The organism is Pseudomonas sp. R1-7 (genome assembly GCF_051132105.1).
GTDB lineage: Bacteria > Pseudomonadota > Gammaproteobacteria > Pseudomonadales > Pseudomonadaceae > Aquipseudomonas.
Genome location: NZ_CP071661.1, coordinates 3,088,525 through 3,105,363, shown reverse-complemented (window position 1 = coordinate 3,105,363; position 16,839 = coordinate 3,088,525). Strand labels below are relative to the sequence as shown.

Sequence of the window (16,839 nt, the reverse complement as noted above, 5' to 3'; positions counted from 1 at the left end):
AATAAAAGTAGGCGATTGTTGACCAGTTGTTCCATTTTCGCCAGGCGATCGGTTTCAGCTGCTGGTTTTGCCGCGCAGCGCCCATTCCAGGGCGAAGTCCCGCTGTTGGAAATAATTGACGGTGGCCGCCACCATCAGCGTCAACCACGCGGCCAGTGCCGCCAGGGCCATGTCTTTTTGTGAGTCCCATGGGTCCTGTTGCGCACCGACAAACGCCTTGGCCGTGTCGCCGCCCATGTACGCGCCGCCGACCCATTCAATCAACTCGTAGATGGCCGATGAAGACAGGATCAGGTTCCACGCAAGGAAATAACCTGTGAAACCCCGGGCCGGGATGACCCGCAACAGCGCCTCGCGCACCGGATAGGCCAGCAGCAATCCATAGCTGAAGTGCACGAGGCGATCGAACTGGTTGCGCTGGAAACCCAGGAGTTCGTCGAGCGGCTGCCCACCGGTCAGGGCTTGCCACCACTGGTTATAGGGGACTTTCGCATAGGTGTAGTGAGCGCCTACCTCGTGAATACAGAGAAACACGAATACCAGCGTGGCGGACAGGCGCGAAAGGCTGAACCGCCGGTGGACCGCCACCAGAGCCACCAGCAAGGCAACGACCAGCAGGTTCTCAGCCAGCCAGTCGCTGCGCTTCACCGGGGCGATGGCTAGCCATGTCCATAGGGCGACGAAGCTTCCCAGCAGGGTCAGCTCATAACGGCTCGCTCGGGTCTGCATGTTTAATCTTTGTCCTTTCGATGACCCGGCAGCAACGCGCCGAGCACCTGCTTGGCCGTCTCGACCACGATGCCGCGCTCGTTCGGGTCGCCCTGGAGCAGGGTGGATGCGAACTTCTTCGCCTGCTCGAGCTTGATATGCGGCGGCAGCGGTGGAACGTCGGGGTCGGTGCGGAACTCGATCAGCACCGGGCGTTCGGCGGCGAATGCCTGTTCCCAGGCGCTGGCGACGTCGCTTTCCTGATCCACGAGGATGCCCTTGAGGCCGATGGACTCGGCAAACAGATGGTAGGGCACATCGGGTATGTTCTGGGACGCCTCGAATTTCGGGTCGCCTTCCATGACCCGTTGCTCCCAGGTCACCTGGTTCAGGTCCTGGTTATTGAACACCGCGCAGATCCAGGTTGTATTGGTCCAGGTTCGCCAGTATTTGGCGACGGTGATCAACTCGGCCATGTTGTTCATCTGCATCGCGCCGTCGCCCACCAGCGCGATGACCGGGCGATCCGGGTGGCAGAATTTCGCGGCGATGGCGTAGGGCACGGCGGCGCCCATGGAGGCGAGGCCGCCGGAGAGCGAGCACATCATACCGCGACGGATCTGGACGTCCCGTGCGTACCAGTTGGCGCAGGAGCCGGAGTCGCAAGTGATGATGGCGCGGTCCGGCAGCCGTGGCGACAGTTCGAACGTGACGCGCTGCGGGTTGATCGGCTTGGCCGAGACCAGGGCGCGTTTTTCCAGGGTCTTGTCCCAGTCCGCGCGCCATTGTTCGATTTTTTCGCGCCAGGCCCGATCGGTTTTTTCTTCGATCAACGGCAACAAGGCCCGCAGGGTGTCGGCACTGTCGCCTTGCAGGTTGACTTCCATGGGATAGCGCAGGCTGAGCATGTCTGGCTTAAGATCGATCTGCACGCCACGCGCCTGGCCCTCGGCTGGCAGGAATTCGGCGTAGGGAAAGCCGGATCCGATCATCAGCAAGGTGTCGCAACCGGCCATGAGATTGTCGCTGGGCTCGGTGCCCAGCAGCCCGATGGAGCCGGTGACCCATGGCAACTCGTCGGGCACCGCCGCCTTGCCGAGCAGGGCCTTGGCGACGCCGGCGCCGAGTTTGTCGGCGATGGCAATGACTTCGTCCGTGGCGTGCAGCGCCCCCGCGCCCACGAGGATGGCGACTTTCTTGCCGGCATTGAGCACGTCGGCGGCCCGGCGCAGGTCTTCTTCATAGGGCACGACCTTGGGTTTGCGGTAGCCGACGCCGGAATGCAGCGTGCCGTGCTTGTGGGGCGGTGGCGTGTATTCCAGATCCTGCAGGTCGTTGGGCAGGATCAGCGCCGTGACTCGACGTTCACCCACCGCCGTGCGTACCGCGCGGTCGACCAGGTGACGGACCTGGGCCGGGGCACTGGCTTGCTGGACGAACGCGCCGGCGACATCCTTGAACAGGCTGACTAGGTCAAGTTCCTGCTGGTAGTGACCGCCAAGCGCGTTGCGCGCCTGTTGGCCGCTGATCGCCAGCACGGGCATGTGGTCCATGCGTGCGTCATACAGACCGGTAATCAGGTGCGACGCCCCTGGGCCAGACGTTGCGACACACACCCCCAGCTCGCCGGTGAACTTGGCATGGGCGCAGGCCATGAACGCGGCCATTTCTTCGTGCCGGGCCTGGATAAAACGAATTTTTCCCTTGGCCCGGTTCAAGGCCCCAAACACGCCGTTGATGCCATCGCCCGGATAGCCGTAGATGCGACGAACGCCCCATTCGTAAAGGCGTTCAACCAGAAAATCGCCGACGGTCATGCTCATGTCTGTTCCTCGTCCTGATGGGCTGTCTTGAGGGGCTGCGCCCGCTGTGGCAGCGGTACGCAGCGCCATGGCTCATACAGGACTGGACCGACGCAAGCCCTTCAAGGTTTCGATTTTTTTGTCCAAGGCATCGACTTGAGCAGCGCATCCACGCTCAACTTGCCGGCTCCCTGCAACAGCAACGGCAGCAGCGCAATCAGGTAGATCAACGGCAGCTTGAAGTTCCCGTAGCCCTTGTTGGTAATCGCGTACCCCTGGGCCAGCTCACTCAGGCTCGACCAGTCGGCGGGCCAATGCACGGCAGCGGTGGCAACCACGGTAACGACCATCAACACCAGCGCCGACGCCCGTGTGCCCCAGCCGATCAACAAGGCGAGGGCGCAGATCAGCTCCGCCCACATCGACAATTCCCAGTTCCAACTGGCCGGCACATGGTTGAACGGGAAGGGGAAGGCCGACTGGATCTCGGCGAACCAGTTCTGGCCGTTCCATTTCTCCAGGCCGGATTCGAAGAATTCCCAGGCGAGGAACAGGCGCAGCCCCAGCGGTGCGAGCCACGATCCGGCGTGATTAAGGTTGTCGTGCAGGCCATTCAACGTTTTCGAGACAGTTGCGTACATGATCGTTCTCCTTCGCTCAGGCCGCACGTGCCAAGGATTGGCGCTTGTTGGCCTGGGCCAGCTTGCCTACCAGGCGGATCGCCGTGGCGGCGCAGATCAGGCCGAACGGCAACACGTACCAGTCGCTCATGGGAATGCGCTTGAAGTTGGAGTAGGCAAATATCGCCGCCAGTACCCACATGCCGGTCGCGTGCAGGCGCTTCCAGGCGGTGATGCCAATCAGCCGCGTGGTGCTTTTGAATGAGGTCAGGGCCAGTAGCAGGATGAACACGTAGCCCACGGTGCCGGGCACGTTGCCAAGCGTGGTCCGGCCAGGCCAGAACTCGGTGTTGAGCTGGCCGTACCAGTAGATCAACAAGGCGTGGACCAAATGGGAAAAGGCGAAGGCCAACCCGATGAAGCGCCGTTCGCGCACCAGGGATTTGCTCAGGGGCGAGGGCACCAGCACGGCAAACGCCGAGGCCGTGAAGGCGAGCAGGAAGAGGACGAAGGATGAGCGAGCGGTGGCGCGAATGGCGCTGCGCACGCCTTCGGTCAGGTCCGGGTTGATGATCAGGATAAGCGCGGTCATCAGCAGCACCAGGGCGGCAAGCAAATTGAACAGCGACCAACCCTGGTAGCGGAAAGCAGGCAGCGTTGCGGTGGCGGTAGGCATGGGAAAGCTCCTTGGGAATCGGGGCCCGGCAGCGTGGTGGCCGGGGACATGAGGAGTCTTTCAAGTGGGTGTAAGCGGGGTGTGTCTGGAATGGGGGTAATGTGCAAGTTTGTGTATGCGCTGTTGCGGTTGACACACTGATATACAAACCTGACCGCTGTGGGAGCTTGCTCCCACAGGAAATTCGGTGGCCTTCAGGCCGAAGTATCACACCCCAACCGCAATTCAGCGCACAAGCCGCCCCCTTCGCGATTGCTCAAGGTCAGCGACCCACCCATGGCACTCGCCAGTTGCTGGGCGATCGCCAGGCCCAGGCCCGTGCCGCCGGTTTCCCGGTTGCGCGAGCTTTCCACCCGGTAGAACGGCTTGAGCACTTCGGCCAGTTCCTGCTCGCTGATACCGGGCCCTTGGTCCAATACCTGGATCGCCAATTGTCCGTTGGCGGCGGGCTGGACCTGGATCTGCGCCGAGCCCCCGAACTTCAATGCGTTGTCCACCAGGTTGACCAGCACCCGACGCAGCGCGTGCGGGCGGGTATCGATGATCGCGGCGTTCTTGCCGGACAGTTGCACATCCTGCCCGGTGTCCTGGTAGTCGAACACCAGGCTGTCGAGAAACGCATCCAGGCTGATCCGGCAACTGGCTTCGGTGGCGCCATGGATGCTGCGGGCGTAGGCCACGCCTTCGCGCACCAGGTGCTCCATTTCGCCCAGGTCGCTGTAAAGTTTGTCCTTTTCGATGCCATCGTCCATGAATTCGGCCCGCAGCTTCATGCGGGTGATGGGTGTCTGCAAATCATGGGAGATCGCAGCCAACAGGTGCATGCGCTCCTTTAGATAGACAGCGATGCGGTCCTGCATGGCGTTGAAGGCCTTGGCCGCGTGGACCACCTCGGTCGGACCTTTTTCGTCCAGGCGTACACCGTGGGCATTGGGGTCCAGGGTTTCCACCGCTTGGGCCAGCCGGGTGAGGGGGCTGACGGCGATGCGCACGGCCAGCCAGGTGCAGCCGATCAACAGCGCAAGTTGCCCGAGCAAGACCATCGGCAGCCAAGGCGAAAGCGGCGCCATGGCCGGGCGTACATCGATGGTCAGCGGGTTGCCGTCCTTGAGGCGCAGGTGCGCCTGGTAGTGCATTTTCGGGCCCGGGATCTGGTTGTAGGTCAGGGCGTAGGTTTCGCCGAGGGCTTGCTGGATCGAGCTGACCGATATCGGCGCGTTGTCCGGTAGCATCGGCATGCCTGGCTGGCCTTCGTCGAGCACGTAGCCGTAGTTGCGCCGCGCAAGCTTTGGCAGCCAGGCTTCTCGTTCAGCAGCCGGCAGGCGGTCGAGAATGGCGACCGACGTCGAGACGTCGGTCTCCAGATTGCCGAGCATGGTGTTCTTGGCGCTCTCGTAGCGTTCGTAATACTGGACGCCGAACGACAAACCCTGGGCCAGGACCAGGCCGATCAGGAAGATCAGCGACAAGCGCGAGGCGAGGGTGCGTGGCCAGCGTAGCGGCAGTCTCATACCGGGGCCTCGAGGATTTCCACCGGCAGCGAGAACACATAGCCTTCGCTGCGCACGGTCTTGATGTACGCGGGTTCGCGGGCGTCGTCCAACAGGCGCTGGCGCAGGCGACTGACCAGCAGGTCGATGGAACGGTCGAACAGGTCGGCGTCACGGCCCTGGGTCAGGTTCAGCAGTTGGTCGCGGTTGAGCACCCGCTGCGGATGGTCGAGGAACACCCGTAGGAGGCGGTATTCGGCGCCGCTCAAGGCCACCATGGTGCCGTCGCTGTCCAGCAGGTGCCGAGCCGTGGTGTCCAGCCGCCAGCGGCCGAATGCCAAGAGGCGCCCGCTCTCGGTGACCACCAGGTTGGGTGGCAACATGCGCGTGCGCCGCAGCACCTCGTTGATCCGCGCCAGCAGCTCCCGGGCGGCGAAAGGCTTGACCAGGTAATCATCGGCGCCCATTTCCAGGCCGATGATGCGGTCGGTCTCGTCGTTGCGAGCGGTGAGCATCAAGACCGGCGTGGCCTTGTGCTTGCCGGCGCGCAGTTCCCGGCACAACACCAGGCCATCATCGCCGGGCATCATGATGTCCAGCACGATCAGGTCGACCGGGGTGGTTTCCAGAAAAGCGCGCATTTGCCGGCCATCCGCGACCACGGTGGTGCGCAGGCCGTTCTTTTTCAGGTAGTTGCCTACCAGTTCCCTGATCTCGCGATCGTCATCCACGATCAACACATGATCGACATGATCCATGGTGTTCTGCCCCTTGGCGTTTTGATGTGGGTCAGTCTACAGCCAGCGGCCGGCCTGGCTCGCGACGGTTTGTATTGCAGTGTATCTGGCGCTCGGCGGATACACAGCGATGCAAAAAGCCCCCCGGTCCGATACAGGCGCGATACCTGGCTGGCATTCAATGGCTTCCATCGAGGCAACCCAACCGGCCTCAGCGATAAACACCCATTGAATCGAGGACCGCACCATGAACACCAAAGCCGTCTATGCCGCCTGCCTGTTCGCCGCACTGAACATCTGCACCCTGTCGGCCCGGGCCGAAAGCACCGTCCAGGCGCAAACCTATACCTATGGCACCCACCTGGATGTGCGCAAAGTACTGTCCCTGAGCGAAGACCCGCAGCCGGCCTGCGGCGTGGTGAATGCGCATATGACCTACCTGGATTCGGCGGGTCATGAGCAAGCACTGGACTACCGCAAGCTTTCCGATAACTGCAGCAACCAAAACTGACCTTCGCCAAGCCATTATTTTGAGGTGTTGCCATGCTTCTGATCGCATTTCTCGGCGGGGTCCTGACGATCCTCAGCCCTTGCATTCTTCCCGTGGTGCCATTCCTGTTCGCCCGGGCCAATCAATCGCGCAGCTCGGTGTTGTTGACGCTGGGAGGCATGGTCTTGACCTTTGCCTTGGTGTCGAGCCTGGCGGTCGCCAGCAGCGAATGGGTCATACGGGCCAGCAGCGTCGGTCGGCAAGTCGCCTTGGTGGTGATGGTGCTGTTCGCCTTGTCGCTGATGTTCAGCCGAGTCGGTACCTGGCTCGCCCGGCCGCTGGTCAGCCTGGGCAATCGTCTCGATGCCGGTGCCGGGCGGATGGGCGGGCCTGTGGCGTCGGTGCTGATCGGTGTCGCCACCGGGCTGCTCTGGGCACCGTGCGCCGGGCCGATACTCGGCGTCATCCTGACCGGGGCAATGCTGCAGGGTGCCAGTGCGCAGACCAGCCTGTTGTTGCTCGCCTACGGTCTGGGCAGTGCCTTGTCGCTGGGGACGTTGATCCTTGCCGGCCGCGGCTTGATCGGTCGGCTGAAACCCTCGCTGCCAATCACGGCCTGGCTGCGTCGGGCCACCGGTACGCTGGTCCTGCTGGCGGCCGTGGCGATCGGCACTGGGGCGGATGACCGGTTATTGGCGGCAACATCATCGCAACAGTCGGCCAGCCTGGAGAAAAGCCTGCTGGAGAATGTTCCCAAGGCCATCGACTACGTGGTGAGCAAGGCGGGCGCGAGCACCCTGCCGACCCTCGATGCCCAAGGCGCCATGCCTGCGCTGGACGGTGCAGTGCAATGGCTCAACTCGCCGCCGCTGAGCAGCGAATCCTTGCGGGGCAAGGTGGTGCTGGTGGATTTCTGGACCTACGACTGCATCAACTGCCAGCGCACGCTGCCGTATGTGAACGATTGGGCGAAGAAGTACGAAAAGGACGGGCTGGTGGTCATTGGCGTGCACACACCGGAGTACGGTTACGAGAAGATCATCAATAACGTGCGCGAGCAGGTGCGCAAACTGGACATCCAGTATCCGGTGGCCATCGACAATCAATATGCAATCTGGCGCGCCTTCAACAACCAGTACTGGCCTGCCCATTACTTCATCGATGCCAAGGGGCAGGTGCGCTACAGCCACTTTGGCGAAGGGCGGTATGGCGAGCAGGAGCAGGTGATCCAGCAACTGCTGCAGGAGTCGAAGGCCAGCCAGTGATCCGTGGCGAGGGAGCAAGCTCCCTCGCCGGGGGTTCTTCGACTAATTTAAATCGTTATGTATCAATCAGTTGAGCGTTATACCTGCAAGCATTTCTACCTAAGCATGTACCTTGATAAAGGACATGAGAATGCTGGCCCCTTGCTCCTCCAGTTGAAGTCAAACTTCTTTCATTTCAGAAAGTTGGACGACAAACCTATGCGTGTTTCTATCTGGATCGCGGCGGCCATGCTCATGGCCGCCGTTTCGCTTGAAGCCCAGGCCAGGGCCGTGACGGCAAACCAGCAGTCGGTGTGTCGCTGGGGTTCGGACATCGCGGCGGGCGCCCAGGCGTCGAAGCTGTCCGGGGTCAGCCTGTATGGCGCACGCAAGAAGCTGCAGGTGCGCAAGTTTCCTCGCCCCTGGATGCGCATGACTGCCCTGGGCATCACCGAACAGACCTACAACAGCGCGTCGCGGCTCAAGCCCGCCGCCGTCAAGCAGACCTACTACGAACAATGCGTGCGGCATGAGCTGGCGCGACGATAAGCGCTCAGCCAGGGCGCCTGCCGGGCATTTCGATTCCATGCTGATGCACTCGTCGGTACAGCGTAGCCCGGGAAATACCCAGCGCTTGGGCCGTGGGGGTGGGTTTCCAGCGATGCCGCACCAAGGCATCCAGCAGCGCCTGGCGTTCCGGGCTGGCGCTGGGTTCGCCGGCGCCCGCGGTGGTTTGTTCGCCGTGCAGTGATTCCGGCAAATGGTCGAGCTGGATCACGCTCGCTTCGCAGACCGCGCAGGCATAGCGCAGCACGTGCCGCAGTTGCCGGACGTTGCCCGGCCAGTGATATCCCAGCAGGCATTCAAGCGCCGCGCCGCTCAGTTGCACCGCCCCCCCGCACAGCACCGACTCTTCTTCCAGGATGCGATTGATCAGCGCCAACCGGTCGGTACGTTCACGCAGCGGTGGCAGTTGGAAGCGGGCGCCGCCGAGGCGGAAATACAAATCCTCGCGAAACTCGCCGGCCGCCACCAGGGTTTCCAGGTCGCGGTGGGTGGCGCAGATCACTTGGATGTCCACGGCCTTGCGCCGTGACGCTCCCAACGGTGCCACTTCACCTTCGGCCAGCACTCGCAACAAGCGCGTTTGCAAGGCCAGCGGCATGTCACCGATTTCGTCGAGGAACAGCGTGCCGCCGTCCGCCTGCTGCAACAGGCCCTGCATACCCTTGGCCGAGGCGCCGGTAAAGGCACCGGCGACATAACCGAACAACTCGCTCTCGATCAGGCTTTCCGGGATGGCCGCGCAATTCAAGGCCACGAAAGGCCGGTCGCGACGCTGGCTGGCCTGGTGCAACTGGCGGGCGAAGACTTCCTTGCCGGAACCGGTCTCGCCTTGGATCAGCACCGGCAGGTTACGGTCCTTGACCCGCACCGCCAGGTTCAGGCTGTCGGCCAGGCGTGGGTCAAGTTCGGTCGGCGTCATTGCGGCGCGCGGGCGCGGTGTGGCGCGGCGGCGTGGCGCGCTCAAGCGGCCATGCAAGTCAACGTCGAGGGGATAGAGGCTTTCGTCCCGGGCGCGGTGCAGCAATTGTGGGTCGAAGACCTGGCTGATGTGGCGAGGCAACTGGCCGTAGCGTTGCATCAGGTACTGGCGCGCCGCCGGGTTCAGGGCTTGCAGGCAGCCGTCGTCATCCCAGGCAAAGAGCAAGTCCGGCTGGCTGTCGACGTAGCCGGCGTTGCGATGGGCCCGTAGCACCCAATAGCCCTGGACGCTGCTCATAAAAAATGCCTGTTCGATTTCCCGGGCGCTCTGCACCACCATTTGCCGTATCAGGTGCTGGGAGCGTCGATCATCCGGCGAGCGCACCGCCGAGACGTCCAGCACGCCGAGCAACTCGCCTTGGGGATCGAAGACCGGCGCGGCGGAGCAGGTCAGGCCGATGAACGCCGCGCGGAAGTGGTCGCGCTTGTGCACCGTCACCGCCGTCTTGGCAGTGAGGACCGCCGCCACGCCGCAGGTGCCTTCTTCACCTTCCGACCAACATGTGCCCAGGTACAGCCCGGCCTTGCGGCAGTCGTTGCGAAGGGTGGTTTCCACCCGATAGTCGATGGTCTGGCCCTGGGCATCGGTCAGCAGCACGCAATAGTCGGCATCGCGCACCCGGCCATGCAGGCGTGCCACTTCGTCGCTGGCGATGTTGAGGAACAGTTCCGAGCGCTCGCGACATTGCTTGAGCACGTCGTGGGACAGGATTCGCGGCCCCTGCAGCGAGCCGGGGTCCAGGTGATGTTGCTCCATGGAGCGGCGCCAGGAGTCGAGGATCAGGTCAGGCACGGGCAGTTGCGGCAGTTGGGTAGCGTTCTTCAGCACGCGGCTGACGCAATCCACATGCGCCCGGGAGTGAGCGGAAAGCATAGGGGCCTCCGGTTCAGCTTCTTGTCGTTGTCGGCACATTAAGCGCTGATCGCCGGGCTCAGACAAGCCCGACGGAGCGCGAGGGCCGAGGTGAGACGCCACGTCTCAGCGTCTCGCGGCTTGGTCGTGCAGGCTGGCATGCGGCGTCTCACCTGACTGGCCGGCGACGCTTGCCACGGGATGCCGCGAGCCCTCTATCTCGGGCGTTTTCGCCGAGTATCAGGCAATTGGCACCGGCCTTGCTCTAGGCCTTGGACCCACACCCGTTGGGCTTCCAATAATAAAAAGAGGTGCCTATGACTTGCACGCCAAGCCAACTGATCGTTTCCGCCACGGTGGCGCCATGAGCCACCGCCCGCTCACTGTCGGCATCATCGCCAACCCCGCATCCGGTCGAGACGTGCGGCGCCTGACCGCCAACGCCGGGCTGTTTTCCAGCACCGACAAGGTCTCGGTGATCCAGCGCCTGTTGGCGGCGTTCGGCGCCACCGGCATCGAGCACGTGCTGATGCCCACCGACATGATCGGCATGGCCGCCGCCGTGCTGAAGAACAGCCACAGCCGCCAGGCCCGCAGCAGCCACTGGCCGGCCCTGGAATTCCTCGACCTGACCCTGCGCCAGACCGTCGAAGACACTCGCCGCGCCGCACGCCTGATGGCCGAACGCGGGGTGGCGTTGATCGCCGTGCTCGGTGGCGACGGGACCCACAAAGCCGTGGCGGCCGAGGTTGGCGACATTCCTCTGCTGACCCTTTCCACTGGCACCAACAATGCCTTCCCCGAACTGCGCGAGGCCACCAGCGCCGGACTGGCCGGCGGGCTGTACGCCAGCGGCAGGATCCCGGACGAAATCGGTTTGCGCCGCAACAAGCGTTTGCTGGTATGCGATGCCGCTCGCGGCTTGCGTGAAGTCGCCCTGGTGGACGTTGCCGTGTCGCCGCTGCGCTTCGTCGGCGCCCGGGCCATCAGCCGGGCACAGGATCTGGCCGAAGTGTTCGTGACCTTCGCCGAGCCGCAGTCCATCGGCTTGTCGGCGCTGTGCGGCTTGTGGTTTCCGGTGTCCCGCCAGGCGCCGGGCGGGGCCTGGATGCGCCTGGACCCGCAATCGCCCGAAGCGCTGCTGGTGCCGCTGGCGCCGGGCTTGTTGCAAGGCTGTGGGGTGCTCGCCGCCGGCCCTCTGGAACCCGGCGTCGCCCATGGCTTGTCGCTGTCCGCCGGCACGTTGGCCCTGGATGGCGAGCGGGAAATCGAATTCAACGTGCAGGACCGGCCCACGGTCACCCTCGATGCCGGCGGCCCGCTGAGCATCGACGTCAACGCGGTGCTCACCTACGCCGCGCAACAACGCTTGTTGGCCATCGGCCGCGAGCACCCGCAACACCCCTTGAACCTTCAAGAAGACACGCCTGGAGAATAAAAATGTCGACATCGCTCACCCATGATCAATTGCTGCACGCCTATCAGGTCATGCGCACCATCCGCGCCTTCGAAGAGCGCCTGCACGTGGAATTCGCCACCGGCGAGATCCCTGGTTTCGTCCACCTGTATGCCGGCGAAGAAGCCTCGGCCGCCGGCGTCATGGCCCACCTGGGCGATGACGATTGCATCGCCTCCAACCACCGCGGCCACGGCCATTGCATCGCCAAGGGCGTGGACGTCTACGGAATGATGGCCGAGATCTATGGCAAGAAAACCGGTGTCTGCCAAGGCAAGGGCGGCTCGATGCACATCGCCGATTTCGAGAAAGGCATGCTCGGCGCCAACGGCATCGTCGGCGCCGGTGCGCCACTGGTGGTCGGCGCGGCCCTCGCGGCTCGGCTCAAGGGGACCGACAGCGTCGCCGTGGTGTTTTTCGGCGACGGCGGCTCCAACGAAGGCGCGGTGTTCGAAGCCATGAACATGGCCTCGGTGTGGAACCTGCCGTGCCTGTTCATCGCGGAAAACAATGGCTACGCCGAAGCCACCGCGTCGAACTGGTCGGTCGCTTGCGACCACATCGCCGACCGCGCCGCCGGCTTCGGCATGCCCGGCGTGACCGTCGATGGCTTTGACTTCTTCGCCGTGCATGAAGCCGCCGGAGCCGCTGTCGAACGCGCGCGCGCCGGGGAAGGGCCCTCGCTGATCGAGGTCAAGCTGACCCGCTACTACGGCCACTTCGAGGGCGACGCCCAGACCTATCGCGCACCGGACGAGGTCAAGCATTTCCGCGAAAACCAGGACTGCCTGATGCAGTTCCGCGAGCGCACCACCCGGGCCGGGCTGCTCACCGTCGAGCAGTTGGACCAGATCGACAAGGAAGTGGAGATGTTGATCGAAAACGCCGTGTACAAGGCCAAGTCCGATCCCAAGCCGGCTGCGTCCGACCTGCTGACCGACGTCTACGTCAGCTACCCCTGAACGCCCCTATAAAACAACAAGAGAGAATTCCATCATGGCGAGAAAAATCAGCTATCAGCAGGCAATCAACGAAGCCCTGGCCCAGGAAATGCGCCGCGACTCCAGCGTGTTCATCATGGGTGAGGACGTGGCCGGTGGTGCCGGCGCACCCGGTGAGAACGACGCCTGGGGTGGCGTGCTCGGCGTCACCAAGGGGCTTTACGACCAGTTCCCCGGGCGGGTGCTGGACACGCCTCTGTCGGAAATCGGTTATGTCGGCGCGGCAGTCGGCGCCGCCACCTGCGGCGTGCGCCCGGTGTGCGAACTGATGTTCGTCGACTTCGCCGGCTGCTGCCTGGACCAGATCCTCAACCAGGCGGCGAAATTCCGCTATATGTTCGGCGGCAAGGCTTCCACGCCGCTGGTCATTCGCACCATGGTCGGCGCCGGCCTGCGCGCCGCGGCCCAGCATTCACAGATGCTCACCTCGCTGTGGACGCATATTCCGGGGCTGAAAGTGGTGTGCCCGTCGTCGCCGTACGACGCCAAGGGCCTGCTGATCCAGGCGATTCGCGACAACGATCCGGTGATCTTCTGCGAACACAAATTGCTCTACAGCATGCAGGGCGAGGTGCCGGAAGAGCTCTACACCGTGCCGTTCGGCGAGGCCAACTTCCTGCGCGACGGCAAGGACGTGACGCTGGTGTCCTACGGGCGGTTGGTCAACACCGCGATGGATGCGGCGCGCAACCTGGCAGGACGTGGCATCGATTGCGAAGTGATCGACCTGCGCACCACCAGCCCGCTGGACGAGGACAGCATCCTTGAAAGCGTCGAGAAAACCGGACGCCTGGTGGTGATCGACGAGGCCAACCCGCGCTGTTCCATGGCCACCGATATTTCCGCGCTGGTGGCGCAAAAGGCCTTCGGCGCGCTCAAGGCCCCGATCGAAATGGTCACCGCGCCGCACACGCCGGTGCCGTTCTCCGATTCCCTGGAAGACTTGTACATCCCTGACGCGGCGAAGATCGAACAAGCCGTGCTCAACGTGATCGAGTGGAGCAAGCGCTGATGAGCCAGATTTTTACCCTGACCATGCCCAAGTGGGGCCTGTCGATGACCGAAGGCCGGGTCGATGCCTGGCTCAAGGAAGAGGGGCAGCCCATCACCAAGGGCGATGAAGTGATGGACGTCGAGACCGACAAGATCTCCAGCAGCGTCGAAGCGCCGTTCTCCGGTGTCCTGCGCCGGCAGGTGGCTCGTCAGGATGAAACCCTGCCGGTCGGCGCCTTGCTCGGCATCGTCGTCGAAGGCGAGGCCAGCGACGCCGAAATCGACGCGGTCATTGAACAATTCCAATCCAACTTCGTGCCCGGCGACGCGGCCGACGAAGACAGCGGCCCCAAACCGCAGAAAGTCGAGGTGGACGGCCGGGTGATCCGCTATTTCGAGCGCGGCGAGGGCGGCACGCCACTGGTGCTGGTGCACGGGTTTGGCGGCGATCTGAACAACTGGCTGTTCAACCATGAAGCGCTGGCAGCGGGACGTCGGGTGATTGCCCTGGACCTGCCGGGCCATGGCGAGTCGGCCAAGACCTTGGAGCGCGGCGACCTCGATGAACTGAGTGGTGTGGTACTGGCGTTGCTCGATCACCTGGACATCAACGCGGCCCATCTCGTCGGGCATTCCATGGGTGGGGCCGTCTCACTGAATACCGCGCGCCTGATGCCGCAACGCTTGCGCTCGCTGACCTTGATCGGCAGCGCCGGCCTGGGCGCGGAGATCAACGGCAGTTACCTGCAAGGCTTCGTCGACGCGGCCAATCGCAACGCCCTCAAGCCGCAGCTCGTGCAACTGTTCTCGAATGCCGAGCTGGTCAACCGGCAGATGCTCGACGACATGCTCAAGTACAAGCGCCTGGAAGGCGTGGACACCGCACTGCGCCAACTGGCCGGGAATCTGTTCAAGGACGGTCGCCAGCAGGCGGACCTGCGCGAAGTCGTGCAGGCCGGCCACGTCCCGACCCTGGTGATCTGGGGCAGCGACGACGCGATCATCCCGGCGTCTCACGCCGAAGGGTTATCAGCGCGGGTCGAAGTCCTGCCGGGCCAGGGGCACATGGTGCAGATGGAAGCGGCAGAGCAGGTCAATCGATTGATTCTCGATTTCATCGGCCAGCACTGACCCAGCGGGCGGCGCTTGAGCCGTCGCCCCAATGAAAATTCTGGAGGCAACGCTATGAACGTTTCAATCAAGCCGACCCGCAGCATGCGCGCCGCCGTCTGGCATGGCCGCAACGACATCCGCGTCGAAGACGTACCGCTGCCGGTTTCACCGCCCGCCGGTTGGGTGCAGATTCGCGTGCAATGGTGCGGCATCTGCGGCTCGGACCTGCACGAATACGTGGCCGGGCCGGTGTTCATCCCGGTGGAGGCGCCACATCCGCTGACCGGAATCAAGGGACAGTGCATCCTCGGCCATGAGTTTTGCGGGGAAATCGTCGAGCTGGGTGAGGGCGTCGAGGGCTTCAGCGTCGGCGAGCCGGTGGCCGCCGATGCCTGCCAACACTGCGGCACCTGCTATTACTGCACCCATGGGCTCTACAACATCTGCGAGAACCTGGCGTTCACGGGGCTGATGAACAACGGCGCGTTCGCCGAACTGGTCAACGTCCCGGCGAACCTGCTCTACAAGCTGCCGGACAACTTTCCCGCCGAGGCCGGTGCGTTGATCGAGCCGCTGGCGGTGGGCATGCACGCGGTGAAGAAGGCCGGCAGCCTGCTGGGCCAGAACGTCGTGGTGGTGGGTGCCGGGACCATCGGCCTGTGCACGATCATGTGCGCCAAGGCGGCCGGCGCGGCCCAGGTGATTGCCCTGGAAATGTCCGGCGCACGCAAGGCCAAGGCCCTGGAAGTCGGGGCCAGCCATGTCATCGATCCGAATGAATGCGACGCCCTGGCCGAGGTGCGACGCCTGACGGGTGGCCTGGGCGCGGATGTCAGCTTCGAGTGCATCGGCAACAAGCACACCGCCAAGTTCGCCATCGACCTGATCCGCAAGGCTGGCAAATGCGTCTTGGTGGGGATTTTCGAAGAACCGAGCGAGTTCAACTTCTTCGAGCTGGTTTCCACCGAAAAGCAGGTGCTCGGCGCGCTGGCCTACAACGGCGAGTTTGCCGACGTGATTGCCTTCATCGCCGACGGACGCCTGGACATCTCGCCGCTGGTGACCGGGCGCATCCAGCTAGAGGAGATCGTCGGGCAGGGCTTCGAGGAACTGGTGAACAACAAGGAACACAACGTGAAAATCATCGTGTCACCCGCACGGATCTGAGAGCGCCTGAGGTGGGCGATTTGGCGATGGCCGGCAGCGGCCATCGCTTTTTTTTCGGGTGTGCCTAAGGTGTGCCTCAGGTGTAGGCCAGCAGACGACCGCAGCCAATCACTGCGATCCATAGCACCACGGACAACAGCGCCTGGAGTCTGGCCAGGGCCGGCGCCGTGTGGTCGATATTCCATCGGTGGACGCTACGGTAGGGCCCAACGTGGAACAGCAGGGCATTGAGGCCCGCCACGGCGATCAGGCACAGCTTGAGGATGAACACGTTGTTGCCGGCGAAATCGTGAGGGTGGGCGCTGAACATCATCAAGCCGGCAGGCATGATCAGCAGCAGGGCCCCGACGGCCCATCGCAGCAGATGGCGCGCCAGTGCGGTCACGGCGATGTCCTTGGACAGCCCGAGGACGCGCAAGTCGAACATCACCACCGCACCGACCAGGACAGAAAACCCGACGATGTGCACCACTTCCACCAGCGGATAAAGCCACAGCTCGCTGCGCATCGCCAATGCCAGAGACGAGTCGCCCAGTCGATCCATCCAGCCTTGCTCGACGGAGCCCTCGAGCTGCATCAGCGCAACTCGGTGGTCTTGTCGTCGATGGTAATCCGTTCGGCGCGTAGCTCGTCAGGCTTGTTTTTATTGGCGTAGCCGACCACGGTGGCCCGGTTGCCGGCCTTGAGCATGTCTTTGGTCAGCCCCCGATTCTCCATGCGTGAAGGCGGTGCGAGCACGACGGTCCAAGTCTTATCCGTGGTTTGCAAGCGCACAGTGCCATGGGGATGGGAATACCCCGACTCCTTTATCGTGCCTTCGAGGGTCAGTGGCTTGCTCGCGTCGTATTCGCTCCAGCCATGGTGGGCAAGGGCTGCGGTGGCTACCAGCATCGAAGACAGGCCGAAGCAGCGAAGAATCATGTTCATGGCAAGCTCTCCTTGGG

General features: G+C 63.4%; 17 protein-coding genes. 8 read left to right on the top strand and 9 right to left on the bottom strand.

The genetic code is table 11. The annotated features are described in order from the left end of the window. Positions 1-54: 54 nt before the first annotated feature. The 6 genes from J3P79_RS13930 to J3P79_RS13905 all read right to left on the bottom strand — a co-directional run bounded on the left by J3P79_RS13930 (position 55) and on the right by J3P79_RS13905 (position 6,054). Positions 55-729 carry a DUF2238 domain-containing protein gene (locus tag J3P79_RS13930; RefSeq protein ID WP_434603321.1) on the bottom strand — a complete coding sequence of 225 codons (675 nt, stop codon included), beginning with the start codon at positions 727-729 and terminating at the stop codon, positions 55-57. A 2-nt stretch (positions 730-731) separates the two neighbouring features. Next, the gene (locus J3P79_RS13925; protein ID WP_434603319.1) at positions 732-2,531 is read right to left on the bottom strand and encodes a thiamine pyrophosphate-requiring protein; all 1,800 of its coding nucleotides are present in this window, start codon (positions 2,529-2,531) and stop codon (positions 732-734) included. 101 nt (positions 2,532-2,632) lie between these two features. Beyond that, positions 2,633-3,151: an HvfX family Cu-binding RiPP maturation protein gene (locus J3P79_RS13920; RefSeq protein WP_434603317.1), complete on the bottom strand. Its 519-nt coding sequence runs from the start codon at positions 3,149-3,151 to the stop codon at positions 2,633-2,635. A 16-nt stretch (positions 3,152-3,167) separates the two neighbouring features. Then, entirely contained in the window at positions 3,168-3,806 is a 639-nt protein-coding gene (locus J3P79_RS13915; protein ID WP_434603315.1) for a hypothetical protein, read from the bottom strand. A 194-nt stretch (positions 3,807-4,000) separates the two neighbouring features. After that, positions 4,001-5,317 (bottom strand): ATP-binding protein, encoded by a 1,317-nt coding sequence (locus J3P79_RS13910; RefSeq protein WP_434603313.1) that lies wholly within the window; start codon positions 5,315-5,317, stop codon positions 4,001-4,003. After that, positions 5,314-6,054, bottom strand: coding sequence for a response regulator (locus J3P79_RS13905; protein WP_434603311.1), 741 nt, complete (start codon positions 6,052-6,054; stop codon positions 5,314-5,316). Before J3P79_RS13905 ends, J3P79_RS13910 begins: the two co-directional genes overlap by 4 nt. A gap of 226 nt (positions 6,055-6,280) precedes the next feature. On the opposite strand from J3P79_RS13905, the gene J3P79_RS13900 reads away from it, so the two are divergent. The 3 genes from J3P79_RS13900 (at position 6,281) to J3P79_RS13890 (ending at position 8,316) form a co-directional block, all read left to right on the top strand. After that, a complete protein-coding gene (locus tag J3P79_RS13900; protein ID WP_434603309.1) occupies positions 6,281-6,544 on the top strand; it encodes a DUF2790 domain-containing protein in 264 nt (87 codons plus the stop codon). A gap of 32 nt (positions 6,545-6,576) precedes the next feature. Then, positions 6,577-7,788 (top strand): cytochrome c biogenesis protein DipZ, encoded by a 1,212-nt coding sequence (locus J3P79_RS13895; RefSeq protein ID WP_434603307.1) that lies wholly within the window; start codon positions 6,577-6,579, stop codon positions 7,786-7,788. Between the two features lie 198 nt (positions 7,789-7,986). Beyond that, a complete protein-coding gene (locus J3P79_RS13890) occupies positions 7,987-8,316 on the top strand; it encodes a hypothetical protein (protein WP_434603305.1) in 330 nt (109 codons plus the stop codon). A 4-nt stretch (positions 8,317-8,320) separates the two neighbouring features. Here the strand turns inward: J3P79_RS13890 and J3P79_RS13885 are convergent, their stop codons facing one another. Next, a complete protein-coding gene (locus J3P79_RS13885; protein WP_434603303.1) occupies positions 8,321-10,186 on the bottom strand; it encodes a sigma-54-dependent Fis family transcriptional regulator in 1,866 nt (621 codons plus the stop codon). A 343-nt stretch (positions 10,187-10,529) separates the two neighbouring features. On the opposite strand from J3P79_RS13885, the gene J3P79_RS13880 reads away from it, so the two are divergent. The 5 genes from J3P79_RS13880 (at position 10,530) to J3P79_RS13860 (ending at position 15,895) form a co-directional block, all read left to right on the top strand. Then, the gene (locus J3P79_RS13880; RefSeq protein WP_434603301.1) at positions 10,530-11,603 is read left to right on the top strand and encodes an ATP-NAD kinase family protein; all 1,074 of its coding nucleotides are present in this window, start codon (positions 10,530-10,532) and stop codon (positions 11,601-11,603) included. Positions 11,604-11,605: 2 nt separating this feature from the next. Next, positions 11,606-12,583, top strand: a complete 978-nt coding sequence (locus J3P79_RS13875) for a thiamine pyrophosphate-dependent dehydrogenase E1 component subunit alpha (protein ID WP_181288463.1) — start codon at positions 11,606-11,608, stop codon at positions 12,581-12,583. A 34-nt stretch (positions 12,584-12,617) separates the two neighbouring features. Continuing rightward, a complete protein-coding gene (locus J3P79_RS13870) occupies positions 12,618-13,634 on the top strand; it encodes an alpha-ketoacid dehydrogenase subunit beta (RefSeq protein WP_039588736.1) in 1,017 nt (338 codons plus the stop codon). Beyond that, positions 13,634-14,746: an acetoin dehydrogenase dihydrolipoyllysine-residue acetyltransferase subunit gene (locus J3P79_RS13865; protein WP_434603298.1), complete on the top strand. Its 1,113-nt coding sequence runs from the start codon at positions 13,634-13,636 to the stop codon at positions 14,744-14,746. The genes J3P79_RS13870 and J3P79_RS13865 overlap by 1 nt, the downstream gene beginning before the upstream one ends. A gap of 84 nt (positions 14,747-14,830) precedes the next feature. Further along, on the top strand, positions 14,831-15,895 hold the full coding sequence (locus J3P79_RS13860; protein WP_434611467.1) for a 2,3-butanediol dehydrogenase: 1,065 nt from the start codon (positions 14,831-14,833) through the stop codon (positions 15,893-15,895). A 76-nt stretch (positions 15,896-15,971) separates the two neighbouring features. On the opposite strand, the gene J3P79_RS13855 is transcribed toward J3P79_RS13860, so the two are convergent. Together J3P79_RS13855 and J3P79_RS13850 are read right to left on the bottom strand one after the other, a co-directional pair. After that, positions 15,972-16,472 (bottom strand): DUF6644 family protein, encoded by a 501-nt coding sequence (locus J3P79_RS13855; protein ID WP_434603296.1) that lies wholly within the window; start codon positions 16,470-16,472, stop codon positions 15,972-15,974. Then, a complete protein-coding gene (locus J3P79_RS13850; protein ID WP_434603294.1) occupies positions 16,472-16,822 on the bottom strand; it encodes a DUF6152 family protein in 351 nt (116 codons plus the stop codon). The genes J3P79_RS13855 and J3P79_RS13850 overlap by 1 nt, the downstream gene beginning before the upstream one ends. Between the last annotated feature and the right edge of the window lie 17 nt (positions 16,823-16,839).